General features: G+C 50.9%; 8 protein-coding genes. 2 read left to right on the top strand and 6 right to left on the bottom strand.

Features of this window, described 5'->3' with window-relative positions:
* Positions 1 to 123 precede the first annotated feature (123 nt).
* Together H9Q78_RS11295 and H9Q78_RS11290 are read right to left on the bottom strand one after the other, a co-directional pair.
* Positions 124 to 4071, bottom strand: a complete 3948-nt coding sequence (locus H9Q78_RS11295) for a PAS domain-containing hybrid sensor histidine kinase/response regulator (RefSeq protein WP_249301800.1) — start codon at positions 4069 to 4071, stop codon at positions 124 to 126.
* Positions 4072 to 4106: 35 nt separating this feature from the next.
* Positions 4107 to 5300 (bottom strand): DUF362 domain-containing protein, encoded by a 1194-nt coding sequence (locus H9Q78_RS11290; RefSeq protein WP_249301798.1) that lies wholly within the window; start codon positions 5298 to 5300, stop codon positions 4107 to 4109.
* A gap of 110 nt (positions 5301 to 5410) precedes the next feature.
* Between H9Q78_RS11290 and H9Q78_RS11285 the strand changes: the two genes are divergently transcribed.
* Positions 5411 to 6769 (top strand): MATE family efflux transporter, encoded by a 1359-nt coding sequence (locus H9Q78_RS11285; RefSeq protein WP_249301796.1) that lies wholly within the window; start codon positions 5411 to 5413, stop codon positions 6767 to 6769.
* On the opposite strand, the gene H9Q78_RS11280 is transcribed toward H9Q78_RS11285, so the two are convergent.
* From H9Q78_RS11280 to H9Q78_RS11270, 3 genes are all read right to left on the bottom strand, one after another.
* Positions 6758 to 7747, bottom strand: coding sequence for a hypothetical protein (locus tag H9Q78_RS11280; RefSeq protein ID WP_249301793.1), 990 nt, complete (start codon positions 7745 to 7747; stop codon positions 6758 to 6760). The two genes, H9Q78_RS11285 and H9Q78_RS11280, sit on opposite strands and share 12 nt — an antisense overlap.
* Positions 7748 to 7766: 19 nt before the next feature.
* Complete coding sequence (locus H9Q78_RS11275) at positions 7767 to 9515, bottom strand: DUF975 family protein (protein ID WP_249301791.1); 1749 nt, start codon at positions 9513 to 9515, stop codon at positions 7767 to 7769.
* 146 nt (positions 9516 to 9661) lie between these two features.
* Entirely contained in the window at positions 9662 to 10609 is a 948-nt protein-coding gene (locus H9Q78_RS11270) for an L-lactate dehydrogenase (protein ID WP_249301789.1), read from the bottom strand.
* Between the two features lie 241 nt (positions 10610 to 10850).
* Between H9Q78_RS11270 and H9Q78_RS11265 the strand changes: the two genes are divergently transcribed.
* A complete protein-coding gene (locus H9Q78_RS11265; protein WP_249301787.1) occupies positions 10851 to 11237 on the top strand; it encodes a metal-dependent transcriptional regulator in 387 nt (128 codons plus the stop codon).
* A 13-nt stretch (positions 11238 to 11250) separates the two neighbouring features.
* On the opposite strand, the gene H9Q78_RS11260 is transcribed toward H9Q78_RS11265, so the two are convergent.
* Positions 11251 to 12426, bottom strand: a complete 1176-nt coding sequence (locus H9Q78_RS11260; protein ID WP_249301785.1) for a YibE/F family protein — start codon at positions 12424 to 12426, stop codon at positions 11251 to 11253.
* Between the last annotated feature and the right edge of the window lie 6 nt (positions 12427 to 12432).

The raw sequence follows: 12432 nt of genomic DNA, 5'->3' as shown, positions 1-12432 counted from the left end.
AAAATTCCTGTTCAATTTTTGTATTTTGTACAAAGGGGTCCCCCGAGGCGTCCTTTATGAAACAAAAAGGCCCGCCCGGCAGCCGGCCGGACAGACCCTTTTCCTGTTCCTTCTATTAATATATTATCTATCTTCAGCTATAAGAGCACTGCTCTGACCCGCGCACGTGCGGCCGCTGTGAAATACCCTGTGCAGGGTCCCAAACAATAACTCCTGTTCGATCGGCTTTGTCAGATATTCATCGATGCCTGCCTTTTCCGCCTCTCGCCGTTCATCCTCAAAAGCATTGGCTGTCATCGCAACGATCGGTATCCTGCCGGCATCCGGATGGTCTGCGCTTCGGATTCTCCTCGTAGCCTCCAGGCCGTCCATATGCGGCATGCGGATATCCATGAGCACAGCCTGATAGGTTCCGGAACGGGCAGACAGGAATTTTTCCACAGCTATCCGCCCGTCCTCTGCCGTATCCACCTGAATTCCTCTCATCTCCAGAAGCGTCTGGGCAATTTCCCGGTTCATCTCACTGTCCTCCACCAAAAGCACACGCTCATGGTCAAAGGCTGCCTCTTCTTTAAGCTGACATTTTTCTTCCATCATGTCTGTCTTGGCGGCCTGCCGCAGCACCGCTCCCAATGTGCTGGTAAAAAACGGTTTAGCTAAAAACAGATCCACACCCGCGGCGCGAGCTTCCTCCTCTACATCGCTCCAGTCATACGCTGACATTACGATCACCAGGATATCCTTCCCTACGATCCTTCGGATCTGGCGGGTTGTTTCCACTCCGTCCATCCCGGGCATCTTCCAGTCGATGATTGCCACATCGAAGCTTTCTCCCCGTCCTGATCTGCGGCGCACGGATTCCACTGCCTCAGCTCCTGAGACCACCCATTCTACCTTTACTCCCATATGATTCAATATAGCCTGGGCCTGCTCGCAGACAAAAGGATCGTCATCCGTCACCAATACTTCCATATCCCCAGGAAGCATGTAGTCCTCTGCCGCACCGCTCACGGTCCGCTGCAGCGGAAGCTCTACGGTAAAGCAGGTTCCCTTTCCCTGGCCGCTCTCAACTGCAATGCTTCCTCCCATCATGCGGAGAAGATTCTGAACAATGGAAAGACCCAGCCCGCTTCCTTCAAACACTCTTCCGCTTTCCTGTGATTCCTGTTCAAACGGCTGGAACATTTTCTTCTGGAATTCTTCCGAAATCCCAATCCCGTCGTCGGACACCTGGACCCGGAGCCATTCCTTGTCTTTCGTCTGCCGCATGGATTCCAGCCGAAGGGATACATGGCCGCTCTCTCTAGTATATTTCACGGCATTGGAAAGCAGGTTCATAAGTATCTGGTTTATCCGCAGAGAATCTCCGATATATGAATGTTCCAAATGCTCGTCCACCGTCACGGTGAATTCCTGGCCCTTTGCGCTGGCCTGGGCATAGATCATCTGGGTCACGCTCTGTATCAGTTCCTGAAGGTCAAACGGCTCTTTTGCAAGATCCATCTTTCCGCTCTCTATCTTTGACATGTCCAGCACATCGTTCAAAAGAGAAAGAAGATATCTGGCCGACAGCCCGATTTTTCCCAGACAATCTGTCATTTTTTCCTTGTTGTCCAGACTGACCGCCGCTATGGCCGTCATCCCGATAATCGCGTTCATAGGGGTGCGGATATCATGGGACATGCGGGAAAGGAAATCGCTCTTTGCCAGGCTGGCCTGTTCCGCCAGGGCAAGGGCGTCCTGAAGCGCCTTCTTCTGGCGTTCCTGCTCTTTCTTCTGTACATCGACATTCTTCATATATATCATGGCCCGCAGCTCTCCGTCCACATTTTCCAAAAGCTGCACGTTCATGGTAAACCAATAATACTGACCGTCCGGGCATTTGTTTCGGAATTCCATAAAATGTTCGCTCTGGTTTTCCTTAAAGCTATTCGTCAGCCGCTCCGGCGCAAAATTTTCCTCAAATTCCCCGCGGTGATCAGGATGGATATAGTCTCGGAGCACCCGCTCATAATGCTTTTCCACAGACTCTTCCATGCGGAAGGGCTCCGGATATCCCTGGAAACCTTTCCAAGCATAAGCTTCCCCGCCTGTCAGGTTCCACTCATAGATCGCATCATAAAAGTGGTTCACCGATGTGAGCAGCCGTTCATTGGCTATCCGGCTCTCCGCCCTGGCCATATAAAGCTCATGGATGTCCCGGAAGGTCAGCAGCATCACATTTGCTTTCTCATCCTCCAGCAGGTTCCCCATCAGCTCGCACCAGCGGTAGCGTCCTTCCTCATCCAGCCGGCGCGCCTCCAGGAGCACCTTTTTCCTCCCCTCTTTTGCAATTCTTCTGATATTATCCATGGAAAATATGGTGAAAAACCGGCCGCGGTCCTCCGGATGGATGAGATTTCCCCCGTACTCCCTGCAGAACAAAGTAAAATCCTTTTGCTCCTGGATGGCCTCCATCCCGCTGCTGGATTTATATGCAATGAAACGGCCGGTTTCAATGTCCAGCACTAAAAGCTCGCCAAACAGCGTCATGATGCTTGCTGTCATTAGTGTCTCTCTGGAACGAAACAGCTCCTCTCTCTGCTTCAGCTGCGTGATATCCCGAAGAGTTCCTACGACCCGCTCCTTTTCTCCATCCTTCCGAATCGGATCTCCCTGTACAAGATACCAGCGGTAATCACTTCCCCCATAAGGGATGATGCGCACCTCTGCCTGCCTAAGCTCTCCTTTAAGAATCCGGTCCACCAAAGGAGCTTCCTCGGGATGCAGGATTTCTCCCATCATCTGCCGGTAATGCTCCAGTTTTGCGGCGCGCCCGCCCATCTCCGGATTTTCCTGACTCACGAACAGATCTTCATCCGGAAAATATTCATAAAAGATATCCGCCGCACTCTCCACAGCTATCTTATATTTCATCTTTTCCTGCTTAAGCTCTTCTTCCGCTTCCTTTCTGCCGGTTATGTCCAGGACTGTCATCGTGTACTCGGGAATCCCATTCTGCTCTCCTGTCATCTTCCCTTCCACATGAAGCCAGATGCTTCTTCCCGTACTGTCTGCATACTGTCCGTCCAGCCGGATTGGTTTTCCCGCTGCCGCGCTGGTACGGCAATACGACAGGTCTGCCTCCCTGTTCTTGCCCCGAAACAAATCTGCCGCCTTTCGTTCGCCTCCCCCCATTATTCCAAACATTTCCCGGAAATTCCGGCTCATGCTCAGGATTGTGAAGGACTCATCCGCCAGGCATTTCACGATGCCTCCCGGAAGGCTGTCATAAACCGCCTGACGCTCCCTTTCTTCCTTCTTCCGGGCCAGTCTTTGTTCATGGATATTTTTGCACAGGGTGATCTCCATTACATCATCGCTCAATGCGTTCTCCAGAAATATCACCTGCACGCTGACCCACTGATAGCTTCCGTCCCGATAAAGCTGGGGGAATTCCAGCCCCAGCTCTTTTACGCCGTTTTTATAGTCTTCCAGAAGCTTTTCCCGCCCGAAGGTACGGATGTACTGTTTCTGATAATCCGGATGCACTGTCTTGGAAGCCAGCAGGGGCAAATCGTCAAATTTTCCGGAGGCCGGCGGGAGATAAGAATCCGAGGACTGGAATTCCACCACCGAATACGTATTTTTCGTCAGGTTCACCGAATAAATGACCGGATAGACCTTCCCGGCCACCGCTGCCAGCTTCTCCCTCTCCAATTCCAGCTCCTGTTCCTGAATGCTGTAGGTATGGGGAGTCACCGATATCAGATAAGCCGGTGTCTCTTCCGTTCCCCAATCGATCTTCGTCGCTGAGATATCCACCACTTTCCCGAACGGGTCGTCATAGCTCACGGTAGTATTGCTCTCTTTCTCTCCAAGAGTCTGAAGAGGGCAGTTTCCACAGTACCCCTCCCATATTTCATGGCAGACAAGACCAAGCCGGATATCAGGGCTGACTGCTTTTACCCTGTCATTAAAAAACAGCAGCTCATGAGTATCCCTCCGTATTGCGTAGACGGCGGTATCCCCCATATGGTTCAAGATCTTCTCTAACATCTGGCTGCCGTTTTTCCCTATTTCCTTATTCATCTTCCATTCCTTCCAAGTCCCTCTCCCGGATGACTCTATTTCACCTGAATCGCCTTGTGGGGGCACATTTCCTGACAGCAAAAACATCGAATACATTTTTTATAATCATACACGGGAGGGTTCTTTCGCCCGTCCGCAAATGTGACCGCTTTTCCGTCCACTGGACAGCTATCCACACAGACGCCGCATTTTACGCATTTATCCTGAAGGATATATGGTTTTTTCTGAAAAGCATTGAACAGTTTCCCAAGCCTTACCCAGAAGTCGCTTTTAGCCCTTCTTCTGTCCACCCGGAAGCTTCCGTTTCCATATCTCTCAAAGGCTTCTTTCACGGTGATCTCTCTTGCCCGGGCCCGGCCGGCCGCCGTAGAGGAACTGTCCGTTCCCGCATCCTCCAGAAGCATCAACTCTATGTTCTCTTCCTGCCAGCTTCCCAGCCCCATTTTTTCTCCGTGATAGTTGGTAGGGACCAGGTCCGGCCTCAAGTCGATCAGATGACAGAATATGCTGTCCATGGCCACTGGATCTCTGGACACGAGAAGCACATTCATAGACACTGGGTCACCTGACGTGGGGCCATTCCCTTCCATCGCCGTAATCCCGTCCATCACATAAAGCCTGGGGGCAAGAAGCCGGTTCAGGTCCACCAGCATCCTGGCAAAGCTGTCGGCGCTCGGATACTGAGTGTGTCCCTTCGCCTTATGGAGGCCGTAGACGCAGCCATACATATTTTTAACGGCCCCGGTCACCCGCTCCAGGGCATGGGTCTTCATTTTACAGATGTTGATGAGCGCATCCGCCTCTGCCGCCTCTTTTGACAGAAAAAAGGCTTTCGCCTGAACGCCTTCCTTATAAGACACTTTTCCCATCCCTGTAAAGTCCACCACAGGCACGCCGTATTTTTTAAGTACCGAATCCATACCGGCTCCGGCTGCCGTACTCAGGGCCGATCCCACCCCGCAGGAGTCCCCTGCCGACACGTTCTTCACTCCGGCTTCTTTCAAAAGCCTGGCCACGGCGCCCACTACAGACGGATGTGTCACCACCGCCCTGGAGAGCTCCGCTTTCCTCACCAAATTTGGCTTCAAAAGCACCTTTTCCTCCGGAGTCACAAGATTTTCAATCCCTCCCAGAAGCCCGATCCCCGCTTTTATTTTTTCATAAACGGTCTCTTCCTCGTAAGTATCGCAGGGAATCAGGACTACCCTGCTTCTATCTTTTAATACCATATAAAAAGTCCTCCTTTATCACTTGAAGTTCTCTCTCTTCTCTGCTACAATTTATCCAGCCGGCAGCCCCTGTCCGGGATAAATCTCAAAAGACAAAGGAGTCTTCAATCATGAAGCAACAGGTAAATTTACTGAAAGGAAAGATTTTTCCTGCCCTTACGGCTCTTGCCCTGCCCATCATGCTCACGTCCCTGGTTCAGATGGCCTACAATCTGACCGACATGATATGGATCGGGCGTCTCTCTGCCGACGCCGTGGCTGCCGTAGGAGCCGCCAGCATGTTCTCCTGGCTTTCAAGGGGCATGGGCATCGTGGCCCGAATGGGAGGTCAGGTACTCGTAGCCCAAAAGCTCGGCTCCGGCAAGGAAGAAGAAGCCGTCTTATACGCCCAGGCTTCTGTACAGATGGGGATATTCCTGTCTGTCGTCTTCGGCCTTATCACCATCTTTTTCTGTAAGCCTTTGATCGCTTTTTTTAAATTGAATTCTTCTGTCGTGATCGCAGACGCTGAAATTTATCTGGCTATCACCTGTGGACTCGTGATATTTTCTGTTATGAATCAGATATTCACCGGCCTTTTGACCGCAATGGGCAACAGCCGGATTTCATTTTTGTCCAACACCATCGGTATGGTCATCAATATTTTCCTGGATCCGCTCCTCATCTTTGGCTGGGGTCCCATCCCTGCCATGGGAGTCGCCGGAGCGGCTATCGCCACCGTAGCTTCGCAGGCCATCGTCTTTTTTCTCTTCCTCTCGGCGGTCCGAAAGGAGCCTGTCATTTTCTCAAGAATCAGACTGCTTCATAGACCCGACGCAGAAAAAATTAAAGCCATTACAAAGATCGGACTTCCTTCTTCCCTTCAAAGCATGACCTTTTCAGCTATTTCCATGATAATCGCCAGAGTCATAGCCGGATGGGGCGACGCCGCTGTGGCTGTCCAGAAGGTAGGCAGCCAGATCGAATCGATCTCCTGGATGACTGCTGAAGGATTTTCCGCGGCTGTCAATGCTTTCGTCGCCCAGAATTTTGGATCCGGGAACTGGTCCCGGGTGAAAAAAGGATACCAGACCTCCATGGCCGTCGTGCTGGCCTGGGGGCTCCTCTGCACGGTCATTTTATTTACCGTCCCAGAATTCATTTTCCGGATTTTCATCCCTGACCCGGAAATCCTGCCTATGGGAGTCCAATACCTAAAAATACTCAGCTATTCTCAGCTTTTCATGTGTGTTGAAATCACTACCTCCGGCGCTTTCAGCGGACTTGGAAAGACTATGCCCCCATCTTTGATAGGAATCGTATTCACAGCAGCCAGGATTCCTGCCGCCATTTTCCTCATGAAGACAAGTCTCGGCCTGGACGGCATCTGGTGGAGCATAACCGTATCCAGCGTTTTCAAAGGTATTTTCCTGTTCCTGTGGTTCCTCATCTTCATGCGCCGGTTCGGAAAAAAATTCTCACCGGACTGATGCGGATACACCGTCGTTTCCACAGTATGTTTCTGTACACACAGGGCCCTGGATCTCAGGGTCCTTTTTCTTATCCATGATCTCGGCTGCTGTCACTAGAAGTTCCTCCTCATCATCAGACGCCAGCGCAAAGAACAGCCGGCGGGGCATGCCGACGTACAGCTTCCGTCCGCCCAAAACAGGAATTTCCGCCTCTATCCTTTCTTCGCCAAAGACCATCTGATTCCGTACCGACTCCCGCTCATAACACTCCCGCAGCAACACATAGGCCGTATCATAATACGCCCGGAAATATGCGGCGGGCGAAAATGAGATCTCCAGTCCTTCCGAAGCTGCGGCGGCGCTTTTGACACGGACAGAGAGGCATCTGGAACCATAATACGTCATACAAGAATCCGCCCTGCAGGGCCTTCGTCCATTGACCGTCAGAATTTCCCCTGCTTCTTCACAGCCTTCCTTCAAAGCCTTTCCGCTGTTGTTGCTCCTGCCTATGGCCTCCCAGACGCTGAAGCCGCCGTCTGGTTTTTCCCGGTATCCGATCAGATCCCTGCGCCTCCTTCCATGGTAACGGAAATTCTCCTGTCCCTGCTCAAGCCTTACTAGCTGCAAAGGGACGAGATAATCCACACCATACACCTTGCTGCTCACCAGCTTTGTGATGAACATGCCCAGGTAATAGGAGATCAAAGACCGCATGCTCTCATCCAGTTCCAATATCCGGTCGGATTTCCGCAGATATTCCCCCCGCGTCTCCAGAGAATATTCTACCAGCGAGATTCTTCGGCTGATTCCGCCCCCCGGCCTCTCCGGGTATCCGGTCACCAGCCGTTCCTCCGGAATACCGCAGGTAACGGCCGCGTGAAGAAGTTCTCCCTCCGAAATAGTAAGATCCGTATCCTCTTTCAGAAATCCCTCCCCGCCGGAATGGCCGTCAGCCTCCACACTGAGCTTATAGGTCCTTATTTCATCCAGCTTCATGACCTCCTCCTTTCCATAACTACGCTGCATCAAGCCGTTCTTTTAACAGCTCGGCGGCATGTGACCGGCGACGTTTTTCCGGAAGCTCCTCCGGCCGGTATTCCCAAGCATAGTCCGTGATTCCCTGTCCGACATTGGGATTGCTCCTGGAATAGAAATAATCTCCCGCAAAGGCGGAGATCAATGCGGCGCACAGCAGAATCCTGACCTTCATAGGAATCTTCTTTATCAGACCGTTCATGATGAGTGGAGCCAGTATGTAAATGAACGCGCATCCGCCCAAACCAAATATCAGCAGTCCCTCCGCGCAGATACGTCCGTCCAGGTTCAGAAAATATCCGCTGTAATCCCACCATTTCACACCGTTGTGGGTGATCTCCAGATACCAGCTGGTGAAATATTCCACACAGCCGCAGACCACCACCGTCAGGAAAAACGTCACGACAGGATGATCGCGGAATCTCTTAAGGAGAATCAGCACCAGGACTCCCCCTGAGCCATAGATCGGCAGCCAGGGCCCATGGAATACTCCCCGGTTCACAAACTGGCCGTTCTGCACCAGATGCAGCCCGACTTCCCAGCACCAGCCCACAAAGGAAAAGATGAAAAACAGGAGAATGATGCCTGTGACGCCATATTTACAGTGATAATCCACATTCATGCGGAAACGTCTCTCGGACTCCGGCACGGTAAACAGCGCCGAAGGGTATTCCTCTCTCACATCCAGAGGCTGCTCCCATGCCGCTTTCGCTTCCTCTCTCCAGTTCTGTGATTCAGACATCTTGGCTGCGCGCTCCATCGCCGCTCGAAGCTCTTCTTCTGCGGGCGGCGCCGTCAGATACCGGTCCGTAAAGACATGACAGTATTCCGCATTTTCCTCCATCGCTTTTTTACGGAGTGCCAGATACAGTTCAGCCCTAACCCCCGCTTTGTAAGGGTTGGCATAAAAGATATTTACAAGCCCAAGGGTCAAAAGGCTCAAAATACTCCAGCCCAAGAAAGAACAGTCCAGAAGAAACGCTTTCCACTTATTTCCGTTCATCATCCTCCGGGATACAAGGATGGCTTCTCTTCCATGCAGATTTGGATTTTCCGCGGCCAGATACGGAACCATCATATAGGAATATCCCTTGATCCAGCCTCCTATGACGGTCAGGGACCACAGCCATTGATATAAGAACTTCCTGGCCATGATTCTGGTCACTTTCCAGACCCGGCGTATTTTATACAGGTAGAGGACCCGTTTTCCTGCGGTATTTTTGTAGGTTTCTGCCTCCATAAAAAAACGGCAGCCCCCAACCTGAATGATGTTCTGGACCAGCAGCCACCAGAAAAACAGAAGCGCGGCCCCTGCCGCCGCCGAGATCAAGGACAGCCAGGCCCCCTTCACCATCGGTTTCAGGAGCATGGCAATGATTCCGGAAAAAATAGAACCCGTCGCCACCGTATGATTAAAAATAGAAGAAAAGACTCCCCGCTTATACGGGCTGTTTTCCATGATCTCTTCTTCTGTCTGATTTCGTTCTGAAAATTCATCCAGGATAACATCCGAAAACCGTTTCGTCTGCACATCATTGAAATCGGATACGGTATTGTCCTGCACTACATTTGAAATTTCTTTGGAGGAGTCGTAGGAAAATACGGCGCTAAAAGTTCCGTTATAGCTCCCCGCAATAAACGCTACAATAAAGCTGACGGCAATCACCCGCCAATAATGCTTCTTTATGATCCCCCGGCTTTTTCTCTTCAGTTCCCCTCTTTTCCACATACTCTGTGTCCTTTCATCCAACGTTTATCCTGTCCGCGCCCTCCCCGGAAGGCCCTCTGTCCCCGACGGCAAATCTTTTATCATCATAACACAAAACGCCCCGGCTGTATAGACAGCGGGGCGTGTGAAAGTTCTTTCCAATTTTTTTACTGCTCCAAAACCTCTCTTAAGAAATCTTTAAGCTTCTTCGTAGAAGCGTCCATAGCTTCCTGCTCGCGGATACTCATGGGAATACGGATCGTCTTTGCGATTCCTTCTCTATTGAGGACGCAGGGCATACTGATGGCCACATCACTCCAGTCCTCGAAATCTTCTCCCAGCACATGAGCGACGGGAAGGACTGCATTCTCGTCATCGGTGATGGCTTCTACGATACGGGATACGGTCATGGCAATCCCATAGAAGGTAGCGCCCTTCAGGGAGATCACTTCGGCTCCTGAATCACGGGCGCGTTCGAATATCTCCTCCATATCAAGCTTCTGGCCGCTCTCTGCCATAAAGCTTTCCACCGAATTCCCTCCGATGGTCGCCCGGCTCCAAATAGCAACCTGGCTGTCTCCATGCTCACCCAGGATGAACGCGTTGACGTCGCATACATCCACGTTGCATTTATCGCTGATGAAATAGCGGAATCTCGCGGTATCCAGCGCGGTGCCTGTGCCGATCACCCGCTCTGAAGGAAGTCCGGACTCTTTCTGGACCACATAGGTCATGATATCGACCGGATTGGAAACCACGATGATCATGGGATTTTCCGCATACTCCATGATATTCTTTGTAATACTCTTTATAATCGATACATTGGTCTTGGCAAGGTCCAGTCTGGTCTGACCGGGTTTTCTCGCAATACCGGCAGTGATGATGATGATTTCCGCATCCGCGCACTCGTCATATCCGCCCTTGCGGATTTTTGCCTGACGGAAGAAAGCGGTGCCGTGGGCAATGTCCAGAGCGCTTCCCATGGCCCTGTCCTCGTTAAGATCCACCAATACGATTTCACTGGCCTGGCGACGCAGCATCAGAGTATAGCCGATAGCTTCTCCCACATTACCTGCTCCGATGACTACGATTTTGCTCCTCTGTAAGATTGTCATTTCTCTTTGTCTCCTTTTTTTCGTCGTTTTTGCATAGGTGCCGGTGCCCCGGCAGTCATTAATCACTGTTAAGATTCCGTTAAGGCTTTAACAATTATCCTTGATTATAATAACCCATAATTGTATTTTTATCAATACATATTTTCAGGAAATATTTATCAAGTTGTCTGAATATTGAATTTTAGGACAGCGTATGTTATAATGGACGAAATATCGCCTGAAATGAAGTGAGGGAAACGCCATGAAAATACAAGAATCTGCTGAAAATTATCTGGAGACCATATTGATTTTGAGTCAGAAGAAAGCGAATGTCCGTTCCATCGATATCGCCAATGAATTGGAATTTTCCAAACCCAGCGTCAGCGTCGCGATGAAGAACCTGCGTCAAAACGGTTCCATCGTCATGGACGAGGATGGTTTCATTACTCTGACTGATGCCGGCCGTCAGATTGCCGAGACGATTTATGAACGCCATACCCTCATCTCCGGCTGGCTCATCCAGCTGGGCGTATCCGAAAAGACCGCCAAGGAAGACGCCTGCCGAATGGAGCACGTCATCAGCGCGGAAAGCTTTGCAGCCATCAAACGGCATGTCACGGGAAACACAGAAGTGCCGGACGGTAAATAAGGCCAGACGGATGTCAGTCCGCCTGGCCTTTCTTTTCCCGGCAAAGCCAAAAAGCCGCGACAGCCGATTCCACCGGTACTGTCAGTATGACTCCCAGAGTTCCGGATATCCCTCTCAGAATTTCTATGGCAATGGCATACTGGCTCATGATCTGAAGATATGGCATTTCGTAGGCATATGCCACAAGCAGAGTGTTTACTGAACTCCCGGCAAAAGCCAGTATCAGGGTATTCGACATGGTTCCCATCATATCATGTCCCACATGGATTCCCGACTGGTACAGCTGTTTTCTTCCAAATTCCGGATTATTTCTTTTAATCTCATGTATGGCTGCCGCCACGGATACGCTTACATCCATCACCGCTCCCAGGGACGCAATCAAAATACCGGAAAACAAGACTCCGCCCACCTGGAGACGGCTGTTCTCTCCTATATGGATTATAGTCTCCGCATCCGGTATGTTATAGCCTGTGACATGGCATATCATTCCAAACAAGCCAGCGGCGCATCCCGAAATGAGAATTCCCGCTGCGGTTCCAATGATTGCGCAGAATGCCTTATCGCTCCAGCCGTCGATCAGCAGGATAGAAACCGTCAATATAAGCAGCGAAACCAGCACTGCCGCCAGGAACGGGGAAACTCCCGCATACATCATAGGTATATAGAGAAAAAGGATACAGACAAAGGTAAAAATCAGGGCCGCGGAAGCCGATATCCCCTTTTTCCCGCCTATCAGGCAAAGCGTCAGGAGAAACAGTCCTACCAGAGACCAAATGCCTGTCCCCCTGTCATAGTTATAAACCACAGCAGAAAGCACCCCTTCATTCTCGCTGAGCATGACTACCACTTTTGTGCCCTTCCGGCAGTAGGCCCCCATCTCATATCCATTGGAATTTCTGGCTTCGCAGCTTTGGCCTTTATAAGTCCCGGAGGTGACGGTCACCTGTACCAGCTGATTTCCAGTATAAGCGCCTCCGCCTTCTTCCCATCCCGTATAGTCTTCTTTTATTTCCGTCACTACTGCTTTCGCATATTCGCTGCCGTTGGAGGCATTGATTTTGACCCGTTTCACATGACTGCCATAATAAATAATCATCCCTGTCAGAATAACCAGGGCAAAGGCGCTCCAAAGGAGCGCCCTCTTCTTACCAGTGAGCATGGCTGTTGTTATTTTAGATATTCTGTTCAAAACCAA

The sequence above is a fragment of the Qiania dongpingensis genome, from assembly GCF_014337195.1.
Classification (GTDB): domain Bacteria; phylum Bacillota; class Clostridia; order Lachnospirales; family Lachnospiraceae; genus Lientehia; species Lientehia dongpingensis.
The sequence above is the reverse complement of the archived record's forward strand: the minus strand, read 5'-3'. Positions and strand labels throughout refer to the sequence as shown.

Coding starts and splice junctions, on each gene's coding strand:
- H9Q78_RS11270 (WP_249301789.1), bottom strand. CDS start 10,609: ATGACAATCTTACAGAGGAGCAAAATCGTAGTCATCGGAGCAGGTAAT.
- H9Q78_RS11285 (WP_249301796.1), top strand. CDS start 5,411: ATGAAGCAACAGGTAAATTTACTGAAAGGAAAGATTTTTCCTGCCCTT.
- H9Q78_RS11265 (WP_249301787.1), top strand. CDS start 10,851: ATGAAAATACAAGAATCTGCTGAAAATTATCTGGAGACCATATTGATT.
- H9Q78_RS11290 (WP_249301798.1), bottom strand. CDS start 5,300: ATGGTATTAAAAGATAGAAGCAGGGTAGTCCTGATTCCCTGCGATACT.
- H9Q78_RS11275 (WP_249301791.1), bottom strand. CDS start 9,515: ATGTGGAAAAGAGGGGAACTGAAGAGAAAAAGCCGGGGGATCATAAAG.
- H9Q78_RS11280 (WP_249301793.1), bottom strand. CDS start 7,747: ATGAAGCTGGATGAAATAAGGACCTATAAGCTCAGTGTGGAGGCTGAC.
- H9Q78_RS11295 (WP_249301800.1), bottom strand. CDS start 4,071: ATGAATAAGGAAATAGGGAAAAACGGCAGCCAGATGTTAGAGAAGATC.